Raw genomic sequence first — 19,308 nt, 5'->3', positions numbered from 1 at the left:
GCAGGAACACGCCGCCACATGCGCGCCTCACACCCGTCGACAAGTGAGAAGATCACCCGAACCGGCGCCGTTGAAGGAATAGCGTTCCGGATCAGCGACTAAATCAGCACCCTGCTAGCGAGACACCGATGGCGATCTGGCTGATGTTGAGCAGCCAGAATGGCACCGGGGGTGCTCCGACGCCAACAAAATTTAGGGCAGCGGCGGCAACTAATGGACCGGTGAGCTCCCAAGCGGGCAAACGCAGGATTCGAGCTATAAGCATCCCGACAATACTGGTCGACAGCAATAATACGATGCCGGTAGCGGTCAGGCTATCTTCGCTAACGGTGTCCATTTCTCCGGCGCTACCGACCGGATGGCCGACCCAAAGCGACATAGCAATAGGGACAAGAGCGATGACAAGGATGATCCGAAGGAATTGCTGCATTACAATATGTTTGGTGTCAGCTCCGGCGGTTTCACTCAAGGCAACGCTTTCGATCAGTCCACCAGGCGCAGCCGCGAAAAACGCGGTGATGCGGTCCATCTCTCCTAAGCGACGAAATATCTGGTAGTTAACCATATGTGCGAGCAGCACGAAAAAACTCACTGCGATCAGACTATAGACCATTTCATTCAAGTCGCCGATTAGTTCAGAGGTGACGCGCCCCCCAATTGTCAAGCCAATGATCGCAATAAAAACGGTCCGCACCCGCTGAGGGAAGCTGTAGCCGTCCGGTAAGGCATTGGGGAGGCTGGTCGCGATAACACCGGTCATCATCAGACTTCCAAGCAAATAGGGCAGGGGCACCGGAGTGAGGTGTGCGAGCCAACCAGCAGCTGTACCGATAGCGAGCATTAAGGGCGTGATAACAAATAATCTTAGGGTCATCGTCGATCCTGCGTGAACTGTCTTACGCCTGATCGGCCCTCTTTGTCGTGAACGTACAATCTGAGCACGCCAGCGGAGCCGAGTAGACGACACGATCAGTTTAGGGGCGGGGCGAGCGTGTTGCACGAATCGTTTCCGATGCGTAGCTGGTGCTTCGATTTGACTGCGGGATGCTGGTATGCCTTTCAAATTCAACGCGCCGCGGCGGGATAAGTTTGCGAAGGCAAAGTACCGTGTGACGAACTGGGCCGAATACAACGAGGTGCTCCGCCAGCGTGGCGACGTAACGGTCTGGTTCAGCGAAGACGCGGTGTCCCGGTGGGGCGCAGAGCGCACTGGCAAGCGCGGTGGTCAACAACGATATTCTGATCTGGTGATCGAGACCTGCTTGACCCTGCGCGCCGTGTTCGGCTTGCCGCTTCGCCAAACGCAGGGCTTTGTCCGCAGTCTGCTGCGGCTCATGCAGACGGACCTCCCCGTGCCGGATTTTTCGACGCTTTGCCGGCGGGCGCCATCGCTTCAGATCGCGCCTGACACCCGGACAGCCAGTGGTCCGATCGCGCTGGTTGTGGACAGCACAGGGCTGCGTGTCCACGGTGGCCGCGAGTGGATGCGGGAGAAGCACGGGCTGCCGAAGGCCCGCAAGATATGGCGCAAACTGCATATCGGCTTCGATCCGGAGAGCGGCGAGCTTGTGGCGTCCTGCCTGACACCCCAGCATGTCGGGGACACCGGCGCTCTGCCCGACCTTCTTGCCGAGGTATCCGGTCCGGTGCGCCGTTTCTTCGGAGACGGAGCTTATGATGGTGTGCCAACCGCCGCGACAATCCGGCACGCGTTTGGTCCGGATGTCGAGTTGATCATTCCGCCGCCGGAGAACGCCGTTCCCGGAGATTGCCAGGCACGCAACGCCCATCTCGGCATGATAACCGAAACTGGCCGAATGGCATGGCAGAGGGCCGCCGGTTATGGTCAGAGATCGCGCGGCGAGGCCCAGATCGGGCGCTACAAACAGGTCATCGGACCGGAACTGCGCAGCCGCAACATGGAGACCCAGGCAACCGAAGCCCGCATCGCTGTCAACGCCCTCAACCGCATGACCCGTCTCGGTCGTGCAGCCTATGAGCGTGTCCCATAACGAACCGGGGAAAGGGGCAAATGCGGCCCGAGCGCTATTTGTGCAACGCGATCACGCGGTCGGGCTTTCTAGACAAAACTGGAATCGATCGCGCGGCGGTTGGGCCAAAATATCATGGCCCCAGCCGCCGGGACGGCATAGGTTGCATTGATGACTTCCTTAGCCGATCCTCCGCTATCCACCCCGGAAACCTCGCTCAAGCTGCCGAGCTGGGCTACGCGATCCTTTGCATCCGTTGCTCAAGACGACGCTTTTGCAGCCGGAGCGGCACTGGCAATTCTGGACCTCGCAACGCACGACCCGGCTTTGCCCGCTGCGCTGTGGCGCGACCGGCTGGCGCTGAAGGCCGCCTGTGCGTGTTTGAAGCGTGAGGGGCGCCGGGAGAGCGCTGCGGAGGTCCGCGATGCGGTCTGTCTGACGCGAACGGGCGATGCGCCCGGACCTGCGGGAGAGATGTTCGCGCGTTGGAGAGGGCTCGCTCGGGTGAAGGTAACCGGGCCGGGCGCGGTAGCGCGGCTGGCACGGCTGTTGCCGGAGGGGATAGAAACGCGTTTAGAGCTGGACAAGGAGCGGGGATCGCCCATTTTCAGGGCCGGTAAGGTCTTCGCGGAGACTCTGCGCGCTGCGCCGCGGCAGGAGACCGCCGCGCTGATGCGGGCCGAGGCGGTGTTGGCGCAGGGATTGCGATGGGAATACCCCGTGCCGCTGCTGGCGGCGCATCTGTCCCGGCGACAGCTTCGCGATATCGCCGCGGGCGAGGCTGATCCCATCTTGGCGCTGCACGGGGCGTTGCGGCAGGGGGCGGAGCATGCCCTGCGCCTTGCGGGTGAGCTGACCCGGCGGGCGGCGCGACTGCGGGCGGTGGCGCCGAAGCTGCGTGCGAAAGCCTCCGAGGCGGCGGTGTCGCTGTTCCTGAGCCAGGATGCGGTAGCGCCGACCGGGATGCTCTCCCCGCGTGTCCAGGGCACCGCGCAGGCGATGAGCGACCGGGCGGCGCGGCGGCTCTGCGACCGTCTGGTCGGGCTCGGCGCGGTGCGCGAGCTGACCGGGCGGGACATGTTCCGGCTCTACGGGCTCTGACATGGCGGGGGCGCGATCAGAGCCGGGGTTTGACCGGGAGCTGTCGGAGGTGCCGCCAGCGCTGCGCTGGGGGGAATGGATGCGGCGCATCGAGGCGGCGCTTTTCGCCTCCGCCGCGCCGGTGCCGCGCGAGGCGCTCGCCAGGCTGGTGGGGCAGGGGGCGTCGGTCGATCTGCTCGTCGAGGATCTCGCCGCCGAGTTGGAAGGGCGCGCTTTCGAAGTGCGCAAGGCGGCGGGGGGCTGGATGCTCCGCACCCGGCCCGCCTATGCCGAGGCGGTGCGCGCGGCGGCGGATGTCACGGATCAGGCGCTCGACCTGCGGGAATTCGATCTCGCGGTGCTGGCGGCGATTGCCTATCACCAGCCGATCCCGCGCGACGGGCTGAAGGAAATCTTCGGCAAGGAGATTTCCCGTGACGTCATCGGGCGGTTGCATGCGTGCGACCTCATCGCCACCGGGCCGCGCAGTCCGCGGCGCGGCGCGCCCTACACTTACGTGACCACCGCACATTTCCTCGTGGCCTTCGGGCTAGAGAGCCTGCGCGAGCTGCCGGATCGGGAGATGCTGGCGGATGCGGGGATCGGGGCGACGGTGGATTGAAAGCAGCCTGTCCCACCCCCTGCTGTTGGCTCAATCTTCCGATGGAATCAGGTCCGGGTTCCAGGCGATCTCCCACAGGTGGCCGTCAGGGTCGCGGAAATAGCCCGCATAGCCGCCGTAGAACGTATCCTGCGCGGGTTTGATGATGTCGGCGCCGACCTGCGCCGCGGCCTGCATACATTGATCGACCTCTTCGCGCCGTGCCACATTATGCCCGATGGTAAAGGCGGTCGGGCTCAACGCTTCTATCGGCAAGCCCGTGTCGTGGGCGATATCGGCCTGCGCCCAGAGGGCGAGTTTCAGGCCCCCGGCCAGGTCAAAGAACGCCACCGCCCCATGGTCGAACTCCTGACCTATGATGCCTTTTGTCGGCATCCCGAGCCCGTCACGGTAAAATCGAAGCGATCGTTCGAGATCGCGCACTCCGAGTGTCAGTACGGAAATTCTGGGTTTCATGCATGCCCTTTCTATCGGCATCCGCACCGCGCAGACGCCTTGATAGTCTTGGGCCGTTGCCTTGCAACGGAAGGACCCGCAGGATGCGGGGGGCGGGCCAACCTTCCCGCGCCTAACCTGTTTCAGACCAGTGAAGGGTAATCCGGGCATCGAAGCCGGTCAATCGCGGCGCCGCGCCGGTACGAGACGTCTTCTGCGGCTCCGCCTAGCGGCGCGCGAAGCCATGCCCCATCAGCCAGCCGACGATCCAACCGCCGAGATGCGCCTGCCAGGCCAGCCCGCCCGCGAAGAGCACGAAGAGCGCGATATTGGCCACGATCAACGCCAGCATTGCCATGAAGATCGGGCGCAGCGACAGCCCGGCGCGGCGGCGTGCCCGCGCCTCGATCGCCTGCCACAGCCCGATCAGGCCGAAGGCGGCCCCCGAGGCGCCGATCATCGGCGCGTCGCCAGAGGACAACAGAGCGAAACAGGCCGCCCCCGCCAGCGCGGAGAGAAACAGGACCAGCAGGGTCCGCGCCGCGCCGACATGGGCCGAGACGAACTTGCCCAGCGACAGCAGCACGACGCCGTTCATGGCCAGATGCGCCAGCCCGCCATGCAGGAAGGCGTAGCTGAGAAACATCACGGCGGCCTGACCTGCATAGAGCGGCGCGACTTCTCCATTCAGCAACGGCGGCCAGAACCCGCCGATCGCGATGGCGGACCAGCGCAGATCCGGGCCGCCGAACAGGCCGGTCTCCGACAGGCTGAGGATGAGCTCGATCAGGGCCATGGCGCCGACCAGCCACCACAGGTAACCCGGCGCGCCGCTCTTCTGCGTCGCCTGCGCGACAGGTCGTTCGGAGGGGGATGCGTGTTTCATACCTGCCAGATAGGGGCTGGGGAGCTGCAAACCAAGCGCGGACCGGGGGCGGCTCAGCTTTTCGGCACCCGTTCGGCCCGCGCTGTCTTGAGCTTCGTGAGGATATTGCTGGTCCAAGGGAGGAAGAGGTAGCTGATCAGCAGGACGTTGATCGTCACCAGCAGGATGGACCGCCCAACGGCGGGAAAGCCCGTGGGCAGCAGGAGGTCGCCCAGGTAGCCCAGGCATGTTCCCGAGATCAGAATCCAGAAGATCAGGATCACGACGATTTCGATCTTGCTGATCCGGGAAGTCTGCGGGAGGAGCCGGGCAAGCTCTTCGAAATCTTTATGCCGCGTTGCCTTCTGCGGATGCCGGTCCAGCTCCGCGAGACATCTGTTGCGCAGCTCGGAGGCTTCCCACCTTTCGAGGTTCTTTCGAGAGTTGAAGGCGAAGACATTCACAAGCTCGCATTGCGTCTCTTCTTCCGACAGGCTGTTGTGATCGCCGAGATATCCGGGCTGATCCGCCGCGACTTGCTGCAATCGGTGAAGCGAGTGCAGGATGTCGGCTTTTCTATCCTGGTGAAAACGGCGAACGATGATGGAGAGCACCGGGCGCGCATCGTTTGGCATGGGCGTGTTTTCCTTCGGCCCTTTCCTCGCATTGACGACCCTGAATATCGATATCCGGATGCGCCGAATTCGGGGGCGATAGGCGAGACTTTAGATATGTCACCCGTGCTCTGCCAGAGTGGCGCGCGAATTATCGCGTTGTGCTGGACAATCGAACGGGACGGGCGCCCATGGGGGTCGCGGCATGTCGAAGAGATTATATCACGCGGGGTATTGTGGAAACCGGGATGTGATCCCCATTTCCCTTGCGGGGCGGAAGGATTGCCCGCGGGGATACTTGATTGGATTACATCTACGTCGTCGCCGGTTTGATCGGTCTGTTTGTCGGTGGCGAGGCGCTGGTGCGCGGCAGTGTCGGAATTGCCCGGCGGTGGGCGATATCGCCGCTGTTGATCGGCCTGACAATCGTGGGGTTCGGCACCTCGACGCCCGAGCTTCTGGTCTCGGTTCAGGCGGCGTTGCGTGGTGTACCCGATATTGCGGTGGGCAATATCGTCGGATCGAACATTGCCAATATCCTGCTGATCGTCGGTTTGACCTGTCTGATCTGGCCCATACGTGTTTCCGGCGGAACGCTGCAGCGCGACACGGGGGTCATGCTCGCGGCCGCTTTCGCCCTGGTGCCGATCTTTGCCATGGGCGAGATCCATCGGCTGCCGGGTATTCTGTTGCTGCTTGCCTTGGCGGGCTACCTGACCTGGGCCTATCTTCACCCGGGCGCTGAGGTTGAGGAGCACGGCGATACAGCCGTGCCGGGCTCGCTGCTCGTCTCGGCGCTCTGGGTTCTGTTCGGGCTGGTCTTCCTGATGTTCGGCGCCCGGTTTCTTGTCGATGGATCGGCTTCCATTGCGCGGGATTTCGGGGTTTCGGAGGCGTTCATCGGTCTGACGATCGTGGCCGTCGGCACCTCGCTTCCCGAACTGGCCACTTCCATCATCGCCGCCTTCCGGAGACAATCCGAGATCGCCATCGGCAATATCATCGGGTCCAATATCTTCAACGTGCTCGGGATTCTCGGGGTGACGGCGCTGATCAGGCCGGTCCCTGTGGCAGACAGGTTCCTGACCTTCGATCTGCCGATCATGATCACCTCCTCGCTGGCGCTGACGGCACTGCTCCTGACCCGACCCGTTATCGGGCGGGGGACGGGGCTGTTCGTCCTGGCCGCCTATGTCGCTTACCTGTGGATGGCACGGTAGCGCCCGGAATGATCCAATTGCGGCCGCGCTCAGTTCACCATCCGGAAATAATCCGCGCGATAGGCATTCTCCATGCCTTCGCTCCGGCAATAGCCCATGTTCATGTTGCTGGTGCCTTCGATGCGACCATAGGAGACAAGAGAGGCGCCCTGGATGCCATCGGCATTGGCGGCGAATTCGATGTCGCCGAGCGCCAGAATCTGCCCGCCGAAGATGTTGAGAGAGGATGCGGCGTGGAAACCTCCCAGGGTCATCAGCGAAGCGCCGCCGCCCGCAAGGCAATTGTCATCGCGACCGATGCTCAGCCCGCTAGGGGTGTTGAAGGAGCTGGCGCTGGTATTGGTGGTGGCCATCACCACGTCCTCCAGAATGACGCCATTGCTGAACTTGACCTCGCAATCGCTGATGAAAAGGAAATTGGAATAGGTTCCGGCCTTGAGGGTGATCTTGCCCGAGCCTGAACAATTCATCACGTTGACACTGTAGGGTTCGAAATGATTGGGGGTCAGACCATTGCCGCCACCGCCGTTGTTTCCATTGCCGTTGCCGTTGCCATTACCCTTTGTTCCAGTCTCCGCTTCGACCTCGGGTTCGACCGCCAGATGGTTTTCCGACACTTCGTAGATCGAACCGGCGATGACATAGGGCGGCAGGTGCTTGGCTTCGGCGGTCCAGAAACTGTCAATGATATCGGGCAGGTCGCTGAGCAGTCGCAGGCGGTAGGCGCCGCTGCGCAGGGCAGTCTGCAGACCCTCGTTCTTTTCGAACCCCGAGTTCGGCATGTCGAGATCGTCGAGATTGGGCATCGACACGACCGTGCCGGGTTCAAAGTAGTTGTTCTGGTTGAGGCTGACATATTCGTTTGAATGGATGCAGAAGCCGTCGGAGAAACTGTTGTTCGATCGGATGTTTACGACCCCTTCCGCAACGAAGCCTTCGGTGAAGCAGGACGGGAAATAAGTGCTGTAGACCGATTCAACGCCCAGATCGAAAGTATCGAAACCGATGATGTGCAGCAGCAGGTTGCGCGAGGCATTGGCGCGCGTTTCGGTCATCGCCGCACGCACCCGGACGGCGGTTTTTGAATCGTTGTCTTCGGTAAAGCTCAGGTCCTGTGCATTCCAATGGCCGAAGGTGACGTCCGTGGTGGTCAGCGCGGTGCTGCCGAAGGCGGCTTCGGGCAACATGCTCGCCACGGTCTCGGTCGCCTTGTTTCGCGCCGCTGTCACATCCTCTTCCTCACGGGTGTAAAGGGCGGCATGGGCGGCGGTATCGGTGGCGATCTGCAGGCGCGAGCGCTGCGCCATGACCCGGTTGAAATCGATTCCGAGCCCGCCGATGATCAATCCGATCAGCAGGAAGAACAGCGCCAAAATGGTGCCGGAGCCGTTTTCGTCCCGAAGGAAGCGCAGCGCGCGGCCGGATAATCCGCGAATGAATATGGGTTTCATGTCAGAACTCGATAATATGCTGGGCGCGGATGCCGACTCTGACGCTGTCAAAGGCAGTGGTCATGAATTTGAACGGCATAAGATCGGTGGCAGGGGTCGAAAGCGTTGTGGTGATGACACCGCCCGTTCTCCCTGAATTGATTGTCAGGGTTGCTTCGAGATAGGCCAGACGCTCGGCAATGTAATCCTCTACCGCCTTAGGATCTTCCAGCCGCCCGAGCGAAAAGGCCCGGTTGCCATCCTGCACGATGCGGGTGATCTGCGATTCATTGAAGAAAACCATCGCGACATTGATGATCAGCCCGAGCAGCAGCATGAAGATCGGCAACCAGATGACCGTTTCGATCGTGGTACTGCCGTCCTCGTTGCGCCAGAAATGCGCGACGCGCCGCTGGGTTTTGGGTTCTGATGTCTTATCCATGGCCAGGCTCAACTTTCCCTCGGGTAATCTCTTCATGCGGTTGAAAAGAGATGAAAATATGGCGTGGCTTGGATCTTTTGAGCCGGTCGCATATTCTTCGGCCAGAACCGCAAGGCGGCGCACGGTTGCTGCGTCGAAATCGCCCCGTGTCGTGTTTTCATGTTGTGTTTTGCCTGACGGCGCGCGGGCCTGCTTGAAGCCACTGCCCTCAGCGCACGACGAATACTGATATATGCGCGTGAGAGGCCAGATACCCGGCGTTGGAAGACATGAAGCGGTCGGCGAAGCCCGGGACATGGCTGGCCATGACGATGAGGTCGGCACCGATCTTGTCGGCCGTGCGGCTCAGGATGTCATCAAGATCGATGCTCGCGTCGTGGCTGATCTCGGCATGTGGGGTGAAGGTGACGCCGTGGGTCTCGGAGGTTTCGGCGGCGAAGGCCGCGAGCTTGTCGGCATAGGCCTTCGGGGTGCGGGCCACCTCCGTCGGGGTCGAGACGGTGACGCCGGTGATATGCGCCTCGGCGCCGTATTGCCGGGCGAGACCGGCGGCGATTGTTAGGGCCTTCTCCATGCGATCAACGTGCCGCAGGTCTACCGGGATCATGATTTTCGTGAACATCTGGATCTCCTTTTGACGAATCCCATCATAGCACAGGAGCGCATGGGCCCCTTGAGGCAGATCAACCCCGCGTTGTTTCGGCCCTGGCTTGCCGCATCAATCGGGCGTGGAGACGCCGCGGCGTTGTCGGGCGCGGGCGCGCCAGCTGCGCAGGCCGGGCAGCACGATCAGGGCCGCGGCGATGATCAGCAGGATCAGGGTCATCGGCCGCTCCCAGATGAAGCCGATCCCGTCATAGAGCTGCATGGAACGGGCGAAATTATCCTCCAGCATGCCGCCGAGGATGAAACCGATCAGCAGCGGCGGCAGGGGGAAATCGGCGAATTTCAGGATTGTCGCCATGACGCCGAAACCCACCAGCAGCAACAGCTCTGTCGAATTGTTCTGGCCGATATAGGCGCCCATCAGCGTGAAGAAGAGGATGAAAGGGATCAGGAAATTGCGCGGCACCGCGAGGATCTTGGCGATGTAGGGGATCAGCGGCAGGTTCAGGATCAGCAGCACCAGGTTGCCGAGATACATCGAGATGATGACCGACCAGAAGATCTCGGGTGAATCCACCATCAGGCGCGGGCCGGGGCTCACGTTCAGCGCCAGCAGCGCGCCGAGCAGGATCGCCGTGGTGCCCGAGCCGGGGATGCCGAGGGTCAGGAGCGGCACGAAAGAGCCGGTCGAGGCCGCGTTATTGGCGCTCTCGGGCGCGGCAAGCCCCTTGATCGAGCCGCGGCCGAATTCCTTTTGCTCCTCGGGCGAGGCGATATTGCGCTCGACCGCATAGCCGAGGAACGAAGCGATGGTCGCGCCCGCGCCCGGCAGCACGCCGATAAAGAAGCCCTGGATCGACTGACGCCCGATGACCGGCGCGATTTTGCGCCCCTCGGCGCGGGTGATGCGGAGGTTGGAAATCTCGCCGCCACTTCCGGAACGGGCCGAGCGGGCGGGGTCGAGGACAAGGTAGAGCGCCTCGGGCAGGGCGAACATTGCCATGGCCAGCGTGATGAAACCGATCCCGGATTGCAGCTCCATCATCCCCGCGGTGAAACGCGGCGCGTTGAATAGCGCGGAAGTGCCGACGGTGGCCAGCATCAGACCGGCGATGGTCATCAGCATGGCCTTGGCGACATTGCCGGTGCCCGCGAAGGCGGCGATGGCGGAAAGCCCGACGACCATCAGGGCGAAATACTCCGCCGAGTGGAACAGCAGCGCCACCGAGGCCAGCATCGGTGCGAAGATCATCAACAGGATTGCCCCGATTGTGCCGCCCGCGAAACTGGAGATCGCCGCGATGGTCAGCGCCTTGCCCGCCTTGCCATCGCGCGCCATCGGATAGCCGTCAAAGCTCGAGGCGACCGTGGAGGCGACACCGGGCGCGTTGATCAGGATGGAGGAGGTGGAGCCGCCGAAGATCGCCCCGTAATAGACCCCGGCGAGGAGGATCAGCGCCGCGGAAGGATCGCCGATGGTGATCGCCACCGGGATCATGATGGCGATGATCGACATCGGCCCGAGCCCCGGCAACATGCCGATGAACGTGCCGATCAGGCAGCCGCCGATGACCATCATGATATTGGTCAGCGAGAAGGCCGTGGAGAGGCCGATCAGGAGACCTTCGATCATCGCTCAGCCCGCCAATGCCGCGGGAAGCGGGCGCAGGAAAATGCCCAGCACTTCCTGCACCAGATACCAGATGCCGAGGCTCGCGATGCCAGAGGCCAGGATCATCGCGATCCAACGCCGCTCGCCGAGGATCAGGCTGCCGAGCATCAGGAACAGGAAGGTGGAGATCAGAAAGCCCAGAGGCAAGAGCAGCAGCGCATAGGCGGTCATCAGCGCCAGCAGGCCGAGGGCCTGCCCGTAATTATACTCCAGCAGGCGCGAAAGTTCGAGATCCGGGTCCTGCTGCGGACGGTGCGGCGCGATGAGCACGAGGAGCGCGAAGAACACGCCGCCGATGGCGAGGATCTTGGGGAAGGAGGAGGGCCAGACCGGGTTGCGCGCCATGAAGGGCGCGATCTGCGCATCCATGATGAACCATGCGGAATAGCCATAGAGCAGGCAGAGCAGCAGGATGAACAGCGCGATGGCACGATCAAGGGTCATGGCAAGCCGCCTTTGCAAATGAGCGGTCCGACCACGGGGGGCGCGGTCGGACCGGTTGGATCACTGGATGAAGCCCATGTTCGTCATGAGCTGCTGCATATCGGCTTCCTGATTTTCGAGGTAAGCGGTGAAATCCTCGCCCGCGTTGTAGATGTCGATCCAGCCGTTGCGATCACGCACCTTCGCCCAGGCCTCGGTGGTGGTCATCTCCTTCAGCATATCGGCATAGGCATTCCGCTTGTCTTCCGGCAGGCCCGGCGCGCCGAAGAAGCCGCGCCAGTTCACGAATTCCATATCCACGCCAAGTTCCTTGAAGGTCGGCGCATCCGGTGCAGCCTCCACGCGCTCTGGCGCGGTCACCCCGAGAATGCGGACCTCGCCTGCCTCGGCCAGGGCGATGGCCTCGGAAAGTCCGGTGGAAAGTGCCGCGATCTCGCCCGAAAGGAGACCGGCCATCGCCTTGCCGCCCGCGTCATAGGCGACATAGCGCAGGTCCAGCGGATCGCTCCCCGCTTCCTGGAGGATCGCCGCCGGGACCAGATGATCCATGCTGCCGGGCGCCGAACCGCCGCCGATGGCGACGCCGCGCGGGTCTTCCTGGAACGCGGCGTAAAGATCATCCCAGCTTTCGTAATCACTGTCCTTGCCAACCACGACGGCCGCGTAATCGCCGATCACCCCGGCCACCGGGGTCACGTCGCGAAAGCCCATGTCGACGGTCTTGTTGAGGGCCCGCACGATGATCGGGGTCGAGTGCACCATCAGCGTGCCCTCGTTGCTCTGGGCATTCTCGACGACGTAGTTCAGCGCCTTGCCGCCGCCGCCGCCGGACATGTTCTCGAATGTCACCGTATCGACGAGGCCGGAATTCTTCAGCGCTTCGCCAACCCCGCGCGCGGTGCCGTCCCAGCCACCCCCGGCACCACCGGGAATGAGGAAATGGACGCTGTCCATCGCCTTCTCCTTTTCCTGCGCCATGGCGGCGCCGGCGCCGAGGGACACCAACGCGGCGATTGCAAGGGCCGAGATCTTCAAGTGTTTCATTCGATTACCTCCCTGTTTCATCGGCATCATTGCCCGGAATCCGGTTTCGGGCAACAGATGTCCCGGGAAGGGCGGCCCGTGGCACCACCGTGATAGCAGATCGATCGCCCCATTCGTGTTATGGTCCGAGGGCATTGGCCCGCGCCTTTGGCCTGCCGACGAAGCCGATGCCACGAAGCAGCTGGAATCCATGTTCGAAAGGAAATGCTATGATCGAGGTCTTCAAAACAGGTTTGTCCGCCCTAACAATTTCCGCTATCGGCGCGACGATTGCCTCGGGCGAGCCGGTCGCGGTGAAGGTCTTTATCGGCACGATGTTCGAGATAGGAGACAACACCGGGGATCGGGCAGGCGAATTTCAGCATTGGTATGAACGATATTGGACCGAAGCCGAACCGCAGGACGTGCCAGGGGCGTTCAAGCCGGTATATTGCGACGATGCAGGCGTCTGTGGAGCCGTCCTTGGCATGGGCAAAGTCAATTCTTCCGCCTCAATGCAAGCGATCCTGCTGCATCCGGATTACGATTTTTCGCAGGCCTATTATGTTCTTTCAGGGGTCGCGGGCACGCCGCCGTCAAGGGGCACCATCGGCGATGTTGTCTGGGGGACCTGGCTTGTCGATTATGACCTCGGACATCGCTGGGCACCGGAAGAAGGGGAGCCGGGCGCGCCCGTGTTCATGCCGCGCTCCGGCTACGAATCCTACCGTCTGTTTCAATTGAACCCCGAACTGGTGGCCTGGGGTGTCGCCCTGTCAGACGATGTCGAGCTGCGGGATTCCGACGCGGCCCGGCAGTACCGACAGCGCTACCCGGACGCGGCGGCGCAGGCGGCTCCCGGTGTGAAAACCGGCACGCATATGACCGGAGACACGTTCTTTCACGGTCCGGGCCTGTCGAACGAGGCCCAGTATATCGCCGAGCTCTATGGTGCGGATGATTATATGATCACCGAAATGGAGGCCGCCGCGATTGCCCTGGTCATCGACCGTGAGCATGGAACCGACCGGATCGTCAGCTTGCGCGGTGCCGTGAACTTCGATCAGGGGAATCCGAACGAAACAACCCTTCAGCATCTCGACCCTGCGCCAGGTGAAACCGCAGGTGGCTTCGCCGAAACTGTCGAGAACATCACCTTGGTGGGGGCGCCGCTGGTGGACAGGATCATTGCTGATTGGGAGCAATGGAAAGACGGTCCGCCTGCGTCGGTTGCTGACTGAGTTAAATTCCCAAGGTCCGCGCACGGAGTTATCAGACGGTGCAGCGGCTGCCAGAGCAGGCGACCGCAAGAATTTGCAATGCTGCGCCCGATCAGGACCGGCTGTTCGAGTTGTATGGCCCCGGTGATATTGTGGACACATATCCAGGCAAGATTTTGGTGCGCGTATTCATAATCTTGCCTAACTCAGCCGTCGATTGTACGAGCCATGTCAATTTGCAAAATCGGCGCCCTTATAACGCGCCATATCGAGGATGTTCCCCCCCACGAGATCACGAAGCCTGAACCCGCCCCGACAAGTTCACCCGGGCGTTTAAACAACCAGATTTCGACTACATTCCGCCATCATGCTCCATTAGATCCGGGTCGCGAGAGGCCCACAAGGAAATCATATGTTCACCGTCGCCCATTCTATCCATGCCCATCATGATTTCGGTCTGGTCGTTCTCGCGGCTCTCCTGTGTGCTTTCGGCAGCTGGGTCATCTCGCGGCTTTACAGACATGCGTTGAAGCGGCCGACGCAAGAGGCAATCATCTGGTATTTCATGACGGCCATCACCTCCGGCATCGCGATCTGGTGTACCCATTTCATCGCGATCCTCGCCTATCAGCCGGAGTCCCCCGTCACCTTTGATCTGTCGCTGACCTTCGCCTCGCTGATCATCGCGATCCTCGGCTGCACGATGGGCATCCTGATTGCGGGTGTGTTCCAATCGACGATCACGACCGTCATCGGCGGCACGATCGTCGGACTGGCGATTTCGGCCATGCATTACACGGGGATGGTCGCCTATCGCGTCGAGGGGGCGGTATCCTGGGACAAGACCTACCTCATTGCCTCGATCCTGATCGCCGTGATCCTCGCCACGATTGCGCTGTTCCTCGGCAAGAACCGGGAGAAACGGGGCGATCTGCAGATGACGCTGGCCTTTACGCTGGCCATCACCGGGCTTCACTTCACCGGCATGACGGCGTTCAGGGTCCAATCCATGGGGTCCGGGGGCGATTATACCAATCCCGATGAATTCAAGCTGCTCGCCCTGGTCATCGCGGGCACGGCCAGCATGATCGTTCTGGGCGGATTGTTCACCTATTTCATCGAGAACCGCACGCGGATGGAGAGCATCGAAGAGCTGCGCAAGGCGCGGGACACGGCCGAGAGGGCAAGCCGTGCAAAGTCCGAATTCATGAGCGTGCTCAGCCACGAACTCCGCACCCCGCTGACGATCATCATCGGCTATGCGAGTTTCCTGTCCAAGCTCAAGGGGCACACGACGAGCAAGCTGAAACCGGACGAGCCGATCACCGAAGCCCATTTCCATGCGCTTGGCGACCAGACGCAGCTCTACGGGCAGCGCGTGAAGACGGCTGGCGATCATCTCCTGACGATCATCAACGAGATTCTCGACTATACGAGCATCGAGCTGAACGACATCAAGCTCAGCAAGACCGAATTCCCGGTTCAGGACCTGCTCCGGGGAATCAGGGATCAGTTCCAGGGCCTTGTCACCGAAAAGTCGGCGACACTCCTTGTCGACTGCGACGATATCAGGGTGCTGGCCGATCGCGGGCGCTGTCAGCAGATCCTCATCAACCTGATCGGAAACGCGCTCAAGTTTTCCAATGCGAGCAAGATATTCGTGCGTGCCAAGGTCGATGGGACCGGGTTCCGGCTTGAGGTCGAAGACAATGGATGCGGCATGAAGCAGGAAGATCTCAGCCGCATCTTCGAGGCCTTCACCCAGGTCGAGACGGCCGAAAATCGCTCCGAAGGCGGGACCGGCCTCGGGCTCGCGATCAGCAAGAAACTCTCCGCCGCGCATGGCGGTGACATCACGGTGGAAAGCGCCGTCGGGGTCGGCACGAAATTTACCGTCCGCTTGCCCGATAGCCGGGTCGCCGAGGCGCCGATGCCGGTGGTCGCCGCAGCATGATCTGCGCCGTCGGCCCTTCGGGCCGGACGAGATGCGCGGACAGCTGAAGGATCAGCCCGGCCCCGGTTCCACCTCCCGCTCAGCGTTCGGCTTCATTCTCAGGATCAGCGGCGTCAGCGCCACGACCAATAGAGCGGCGACGAGAAACGGCGCGCCGGGCAGATAGATCCCTTCCCCGTTCACAAACCGCTCGAACACGCCGGTCAGCGCCAAAGGCGCGGCGACGGCGGCCACCGATGACAGCGAGGCGATCACCCCCTGCACCAGCCCCTGCCGGTCCTCGCTCACCCGGTTCGCCGCAACCGCCGTCATCAGCGGCGGCGCCATGTCCGACAGGGCCGCGATCGGCAGGAATATCGCCACGGCCCAGAGCATCGTGGTAAAACCGAAACCTGCCAGCCCGATCACGGCAGCGCAGGTCGCGATGATCAGCGTATTGAAATCGCCCATGCGCCGGGACAGCAAGGGCAGGATACCCGCCTGCACCCCTGCGATCAGGATGCCATAGGCCGACAGGGTCAGCCCGATGGCGAAACCGTCCCAGCCGAAGACTTCGCGGCCCCAGAAGGCCCAGAGTGTCGGATAGACCAGGTTGGCGAATTCGAACACGAAGATGCAGATCAGCGGCACCGCCAGCCCGGGCAGCGCGAAGGCGGCGAGGATGGAGGCGACCGGGTTCAGGTCGCGTCTGCCGAAGGGGCGGCGGTTCTGTGGCTTCAACGATTCCGGCAGCACGATCAGTCCGAAGATCACGTTGAGCGCCGAGAGTGCGGCGGCGATCCAGAATGGGGCGGTGATATGCCAGCCCGAGGCAAGACCGCCGAGCGCCGGGCCGAAGACGAAGCCGATGCCGAAGGCGGCGCCGATCATTCCGAACGCCGCGCCGCGCTCCTCGGGTCTGGCGATGTCCGATATATAGGCGGTCGCCGTGATATAGGTCGCCCCGGCCATGCCCGCGATGATCCTTCCGGCCAGCAACATCCAGTAGGTCTGCGTCAGCGCCATGATGACATAATCGATGGTCAGCGTGACCAGCGCCGCGATCAGCACCGGCCGCCGCCCGTAGGCATCAGAGAGACTACCGACGATGGGGCCGAAGAGGAACATGGCCGCCGCATAGGCCGACATCATGACCCCGCCCCAGAACGCCCCCTCGGCCACGCTGCCCGCCCCGACGCGTTCCATGAGATCGGGCATGATCGGAAAGACGATCCCGACACCGATGGCATCCACCATCAGCGTTGCAAGAATGAACAGGAAGGGGCCGCCGAGTTTCATGCGCTTACCCGACACCGGAAGCCGTCGGCGCACAAGACGCAATCCGGTAGGAAAGGGTCCGCTCGGGATCAACGCATGCCCGCTTGCCATCGCAAGCGCCGCGCGCCTAAGCTCCGCTGTTCCTGCTGTTTGAAATGTGAGTCCAGATGTTCCAGCCGCCTGTTTTTCGTGAAGACCGTCCCGAGGTCATGCAGGCGCTGATGCGCGCGCATCCCTTCGCCACCCTCGTCTCCGCCGCCACCGGGCCATTGACGGCGGAACATGTCCCGCTTGTCCTGCATGAGGGCGAAGGCGCGCGCGGGGTGCTGCGCGGACACCTGGGGGCGGGGAACCCGCTGTTTCGGGAAACCGAGGGCAGAATCGAGGTGCTGACGATCTTCCAGGGCCCGCAGGCCTATGTCATGCCGTCCTGGTACGCGTCCAAACGCGAACATGGGAAAGTCGTGCCAACCTGGAATTACGTTGTGGTCCATGCGCGCGGGCGGCTGCGCTTCACGCGGGAAACCTATTGGCTGTTGCGGCATCTGCAGGACCTGACGGCACAGCAGGAGGGCCAGCGGCCGCAGCCCTGGGCGGTCACGGACGCGCCGGAGGATTTCGTCATGCGTCAGCTGCGCGGGCTGGTCGGCTTCGAGATCGAGATCGAGGAGCTCGCCGGCACCTGGAAGGTCAGCCAGAACAAGGAGAGCACCGACCGTCAGGGGGTCGAGGCGGGGCTCGGCGCGCAGGAAAGCGCGGAGGAGCAAGCGGTTGCGGCATTGGTGCGGGAACGCGCCCGGGTCTAGCCAGACAGGCTAGGCCATCGTCGCGGCTCTGGCGGCGCGTTAGAGCGCGCGCAGCAACAGGCCACCGGCCAGCACGGCGACAAGCGCACCGGCCAGGATTTGCAACAGGGCCGCCAGCGTCGCCGCGCGGGGCGAGCCGAGGAATCCGGCCAGCATGCCGCCCCGCAGGACGCCTGCGCCGAGCCCGACGCTGATGGTGATTGCCGCCGTACCGAGCGCCATGGCGATGGTGCCGCCGATCCCCAGCAGGCCGATCCCCATCTGCCAGGTGATGATCAGCACGAAAAGCGCGCCGGTGCAGGGGCGCAGGGCAATGCCCGCGATCAGCACCAGCGCTTCGCGCAGACTGCCGGTCTGCTCGACCTGTGCCAGTGTCGGCCCATGGGCATGGCCACAGCTCGCACAGGTGGTCGGCTCGCCTTGCTGCAGCGCCACGGGACGCAGATGGCGCAGCCCGCGGGTGATCAGCCAGGCACCGATCAGCGCGATGGCGCCGTAGCTCACCGGCGCCATGATATCTTCGGTCACGCCCACCATCGCCTCGCGGCCGAGGTTCAGCAGAGTGACCCCGCCATAGACCAGCGCCACCGCCGTCAGCGCCTGCCCGAGCGCGGAGGTGAGCGCGATCAGCGACAGGCGCAGCATCGGCACGCCGCGCGCCAGCCCGTAACCCCCGATCAGCACCTTGCCATGCCCCGGCCCAGCCGCATGGGCCAGCCCATAGGCGAAACAGGCGGAAAGCAGGGCGATCACCGCGCCCGGCTGCCCGGCCCGGGCGGCGCGCAGGCTGCTGGCGATGGTGATCTGGAAGGCGCGCTGCTGACCGGCGGCCCAATAGGCGAGCCGGTCGAAACCGCCGCTCCACCAGATCAGCGCCAGTCCGATCAGGACCGCGAGGGCCAGCAAGGTCAGGACGCGGCGCATGTCACATGCACGCTGCCCGCCATCTGCGCCCCGATATCGGGCAGACCGACATCTTCCGGGTCCATCTCGGCATCGAGCGTCGCGAGCTGTTGTTGCAATTCCCGCAGCTCATTGTCGAGCTTCGGCGCCTTGCGCCGCACGTCGCAGGTACCGCTGCCCTCGACGCGCACCGGGCGGGAGAGTTCATAGGCGGTGTAATAGGTCGGATCATAGGCTTTCATCACCAGCGTTTCCCCCGCCGGGATCGGCTCTTCAAACGCCCGCAGATGGGTCGTGGTGATGCGCCCTTCGGCAAAACTGGCGGTGACCTCCTGCGGGTCTGACAGGGGAATCTCCGTCTCACCGAGCCGCGCCACCAGATCGCCGTTGAATCCTTCGATCCAGTTCATGTCAAACCCGCTCAGCCTGTCCAGTTCGGCCTCGGTCAGCAGGCCATCACCATCGCCGTCGAGCCCCATGTCCTCGGTGATCAGCAGCGAATAGAATTCATCATATTCCCAGGTGACGCGCACATGGGTCATCTCTCCGGCATCGCTGGTGATCAGCTCCAATCCGGTATCGACGAAGATATGCGGATGCGCCGCCAGCGAGGTGGCGATCAGGCTGCTCAGGATCAGGGTCAGGAGTTTCCGCATGGTGCTTGCATAGGGGTTGCGGCGGGGCAGGGCAATCGGGCCTATGAATCGTTAGCCGATCCCCGCCA

20 protein-coding genes are annotated in these 19,308 nt (G+C 62.8%); 7 read left to right on the top strand and 13 right to left on the bottom strand.

What is annotated here, in order from left to right; translation table 11 throughout:
• Positions 1–103 precede the first annotated feature (103 nt).
• Positions 104–874, bottom strand: coding sequence for an AbrB family transcriptional regulator (locus ACFSUD_RS17470; protein ID WP_386375794.1), 771 nt, complete (start codon positions 872–874; stop codon positions 104–106).
• A gap of 178 nt (positions 875–1,052) precedes the next feature.
• Between ACFSUD_RS17470 and ACFSUD_RS17465 the strand changes: the two genes are divergently transcribed.
• The 3 genes from ACFSUD_RS17465 (at position 1,053) to scpB (ending at position 3,693) form a co-directional block, all read left to right on the top strand.
• A complete protein-coding gene (locus ACFSUD_RS17465; protein ID WP_386375793.1) occupies positions 1,053–2,012 on the top strand; it encodes an IS5 family transposase in 960 nt (319 codons plus the stop codon).
• A 150-nt stretch (positions 2,013–2,162) separates the two neighbouring features.
• Complete coding sequence (locus ACFSUD_RS17460; protein WP_386375792.1) at positions 2,163–3,092, top strand: DUF1403 family protein; 930 nt, start codon at positions 2,163–2,165, stop codon at positions 3,090–3,092.
• 1 nt (position 3,093) lies between these two features.
• Positions 3,094–3,693, top strand: a complete 600-nt coding sequence (gene scpB / locus ACFSUD_RS17455) for an SMC-Scp complex subunit ScpB (protein WP_386375791.1) — start codon at positions 3,094–3,096, stop codon at positions 3,691–3,693.
• Positions 3,694–3,723: 30 nt separating this feature from the next.
• Here scpB and ACFSUD_RS17450 read toward each other — a convergent pair whose 3' ends face one another.
• The 3 genes from ACFSUD_RS17450 to ACFSUD_RS17440 form a co-directional block, all read right to left on the bottom strand.
• Entirely contained in the window at positions 3,724–4,149 is a 426-nt protein-coding gene (locus ACFSUD_RS17450; protein WP_386375790.1) for a VOC family protein, read from the bottom strand.
• 205 nt (positions 4,150–4,354) lie between these two features.
• On the bottom strand, positions 4,355–5,014 hold the full coding sequence (locus tag ACFSUD_RS17445; protein WP_386375789.1) for a rhomboid family intramembrane serine protease: 660 nt from the start codon (positions 5,012–5,014) through the stop codon (positions 4,355–4,357).
• Positions 5,015–5,067: 53 nt separating this feature from the next.
• The gene (locus ACFSUD_RS17440; RefSeq protein WP_386375788.1) at positions 5,068–5,628 is read right to left on the bottom strand and encodes a hypothetical protein; all 561 of its coding nucleotides are present in this window, start codon (positions 5,626–5,628) and stop codon (positions 5,068–5,070) included.
• A 281-nt stretch (positions 5,629–5,909) separates the two neighbouring features.
• Between ACFSUD_RS17440 and ACFSUD_RS17435 the strand changes: the two genes are divergently transcribed.
• Entirely contained in the window at positions 5,910–6,827 is a 918-nt protein-coding gene (locus ACFSUD_RS17435) for a calcium/sodium antiporter (RefSeq protein ID WP_386375787.1), read from the top strand.
• Positions 6,828–6,856: 29 nt separating this feature from the next.
• On the opposite strand, the gene ACFSUD_RS17430 is transcribed toward ACFSUD_RS17435, so the two are convergent.
• From ACFSUD_RS17430 to ACFSUD_RS17405, 6 genes are all read right to left on the bottom strand, one after another.
• The gene (locus ACFSUD_RS17430; protein ID WP_386375786.1) at positions 6,857–8,278 is read right to left on the bottom strand and encodes a pilus assembly protein TadG-related protein; all 1,422 of its coding nucleotides are present in this window, start codon (positions 8,276–8,278) and stop codon (positions 6,857–6,859) included.
• 1 nt (position 8,279) lies between these two features.
• Positions 8,280–8,822: a TadE/TadG family type IV pilus assembly protein gene (locus ACFSUD_RS17425; RefSeq protein WP_386375785.1), complete on the bottom strand. Its 543-nt coding sequence runs from the start codon at positions 8,820–8,822 to the stop codon at positions 8,280–8,282.
• A gap of 85 nt (positions 8,823–8,907) precedes the next feature.
• The gene (locus tag ACFSUD_RS17420; protein WP_386375784.1) at positions 8,908–9,321 is read right to left on the bottom strand and encodes a universal stress protein; all 414 of its coding nucleotides are present in this window, start codon (positions 9,319–9,321) and stop codon (positions 8,908–8,910) included.
• A 96-nt stretch (positions 9,322–9,417) separates the two neighbouring features.
• A complete protein-coding gene (locus tag ACFSUD_RS17415) occupies positions 9,418–10,938 on the bottom strand; it encodes a tripartite tricarboxylate transporter permease (protein WP_386375783.1) in 1,521 nt (506 codons plus the stop codon).
• A 3-nt stretch (positions 10,939–10,941) separates the two neighbouring features.
• On the bottom strand, positions 10,942–11,421 hold the full coding sequence (locus ACFSUD_RS17410) for a tripartite tricarboxylate transporter TctB family protein (protein ID WP_386375782.1): 480 nt from the start codon (positions 11,419–11,421) through the stop codon (positions 10,942–10,944).
• Between the two features lie 60 nt (positions 11,422–11,481).
• Positions 11,482–12,465 carry a Bug family tripartite tricarboxylate transporter substrate binding protein gene (locus ACFSUD_RS17405; protein WP_386375781.1) on the bottom strand — a complete coding sequence of 328 codons (984 nt, stop codon included), beginning with the start codon at positions 12,463–12,465 and terminating at the stop codon, positions 11,482–11,484.
• Positions 12,466–12,674: 209 nt separating this feature from the next.
• Here ACFSUD_RS17405 and ACFSUD_RS17400 point away from each other — a divergent pair, with 209 nt between their 5' ends.
• Both ACFSUD_RS17400 and ACFSUD_RS17395 read left to right on the top strand, forming a co-directional pair.
• Positions 12,675–13,685, top strand: coding sequence for a purine-nucleoside phosphorylase (locus ACFSUD_RS17400; protein WP_386375780.1), 1,011 nt, complete (start codon positions 12,675–12,677; stop codon positions 13,683–13,685).
• Between the two features lie 391 nt (positions 13,686–14,076).
• On the top strand, positions 14,077–15,618 hold the full coding sequence (locus tag ACFSUD_RS17395; RefSeq protein WP_386375779.1) for an MHYT domain-containing protein: 1,542 nt from the start codon (positions 14,077–14,079) through the stop codon (positions 15,616–15,618).
• A gap of 51 nt (positions 15,619–15,669) precedes the next feature.
• On the opposite strand, the gene ACFSUD_RS17390 is transcribed toward ACFSUD_RS17395, so the two are convergent.
• On the bottom strand, positions 15,670–16,896 hold the full coding sequence (locus tag ACFSUD_RS17390) for an MFS transporter (protein ID WP_386375778.1): 1,227 nt from the start codon (positions 16,894–16,896) through the stop codon (positions 15,670–15,672).
• Between the two features lie 146 nt (positions 16,897–17,042).
• Between ACFSUD_RS17390 and ACFSUD_RS17385 the strand changes: the two genes are divergently transcribed.
• Entirely contained in the window at positions 17,043–17,681 is a 639-nt protein-coding gene (locus tag ACFSUD_RS17385; protein ID WP_386375777.1) for an FMN-binding negative transcriptional regulator, read from the top strand.
• A gap of 39 nt (positions 17,682–17,720) precedes the next feature.
• Here the strand turns inward: ACFSUD_RS17385 and ACFSUD_RS17380 are convergent, their stop codons facing one another.
• Both ACFSUD_RS17380 and ACFSUD_RS17375 read right to left on the bottom strand, forming a co-directional pair.
• Positions 17,721–18,605 (bottom strand): nickel/cobalt transporter, encoded by an 885-nt coding sequence (locus ACFSUD_RS17380; protein WP_386375776.1) that lies wholly within the window; start codon positions 18,603–18,605, stop codon positions 17,721–17,723.
• Entirely contained in the window at positions 18,590–19,240 is a 651-nt protein-coding gene (locus tag ACFSUD_RS17375) for a DUF1007 family protein (RefSeq protein ID WP_386375775.1), read from the bottom strand. Before ACFSUD_RS17375 ends, ACFSUD_RS17380 begins: the two co-directional genes overlap by 16 nt.
• Positions 19,241–19,308: the final 68 nt, after the last annotated feature.

Origin of the sequence: Sulfitobacter aestuarii (genome assembly GCF_042685005.1) — a bacterium.
Lineage (GTDB): Bacteria > Pseudomonadota > Alphaproteobacteria > Rhodobacterales > Rhodobacteraceae > Sulfitobacter > Sulfitobacter aestuarii.
This window is presented reverse-complemented; position numbering and strand designations above follow the sequence as displayed.

What these genes read in the sequence shown, in the direction of transcription:
- ACFSUD_RS17420 (WP_386375784.1), bottom strand. Translation starts at nt 9,321, where the DNA reads ATGTTCACGAAAATCATGATCCCGGTAGACCTGCGGCACGTTGATCGC.
- ACFSUD_RS17405 (WP_386375781.1), bottom strand. Translation starts at nt 12,465, where the DNA reads ATGAAACACTTGAAGATCTCGGCCCTTGCAATCGCCGCGTTGGTGTCC.
- ACFSUD_RS17450 (WP_386375790.1), bottom strand. Translation starts at nt 4,149, where the DNA reads ATGAAACCCAGAATTTCCGTACTGACACTCGGAGTGCGCGATCTCGAA.
- ACFSUD_RS17390 (WP_386375778.1), bottom strand. Translation starts at nt 16,896, where the DNA reads ATGAAACTCGGCGGCCCCTTCCTGTTCATTCTTGCAACGCTGATGGTG.
- ACFSUD_RS17385 (WP_386375777.1), top strand. Translation starts at nt 17,043, where the DNA reads ATGTTCCAGCCGCCTGTTTTTCGTGAAGACCGTCCCGAGGTCATGCAG.
- ACFSUD_RS17465 (WP_386375793.1), top strand. Translation starts at nt 1,053, where the DNA reads ATGCCTTTCAAATTCAACGCGCCGCGGCGGGATAAGTTTGCGAAGGCA.
- ACFSUD_RS17470 (WP_386375794.1), bottom strand. Translation starts at nt 874, where the DNA reads ATGACCCTAAGATTATTTGTTATCACGCCCTTAATGCTCGCTATCGGT.
- ACFSUD_RS17460 (WP_386375792.1), top strand. Translation starts at nt 2,163, where the DNA reads ATGACTTCCTTAGCCGATCCTCCGCTATCCACCCCGGAAACCTCGCTC.
- ACFSUD_RS17410 (WP_386375782.1), bottom strand. Translation starts at nt 11,421, where the DNA reads ATGACCCTTGATCGTGCCATCGCGCTGTTCATCCTGCTGCTCTGCCTG.
- ACFSUD_RS17445 (WP_386375789.1), bottom strand. Translation starts at nt 5,014, where the DNA reads ATGAAACACGCATCCCCCTCCGAACGACCTGTCGCGCAGGCGACGCAG.
- ACFSUD_RS17440 (WP_386375788.1), bottom strand. Translation starts at nt 5,628, where the DNA reads ATGCCAAACGATGCGCGCCCGGTGCTCTCCATCATCGTTCGCCGTTTT.
- ACFSUD_RS17380 (WP_386375776.1), bottom strand. Translation starts at nt 18,605, where the DNA reads ATGCGCCGCGTCCTGACCTTGCTGGCCCTCGCGGTCCTGATCGGACTG.
- scpB (WP_386375791.1), top strand. Translation starts at nt 3,094, where the DNA reads ATGGCGGGGGCGCGATCAGAGCCGGGGTTTGACCGGGAGCTGTCGGAG.
- ACFSUD_RS17400 (WP_386375780.1), top strand. Translation starts at nt 12,675, where the DNA reads ATGATCGAGGTCTTCAAAACAGGTTTGTCCGCCCTAACAATTTCCGCT.
- ACFSUD_RS17430 (WP_386375786.1), bottom strand. Translation starts at nt 8,278, where the DNA reads ATGAAACCCATATTCATTCGCGGATTATCCGGCCGCGCGCTGCGCTTC.
- ACFSUD_RS17415 (WP_386375783.1), bottom strand. Translation starts at nt 10,938, where the DNA reads ATGATCGAAGGTCTCCTGATCGGCCTCTCCACGGCCTTCTCGCTGACC.
- ACFSUD_RS17375 (WP_386375775.1), bottom strand. Translation starts at nt 19,240, where the DNA reads ATGCGGAAACTCCTGACCCTGATCCTGAGCAGCCTGATCGCCACCTCG.
- ACFSUD_RS17395 (WP_386375779.1), top strand. Translation starts at nt 14,077, where the DNA reads ATGTTCACCGTCGCCCATTCTATCCATGCCCATCATGATTTCGGTCTG.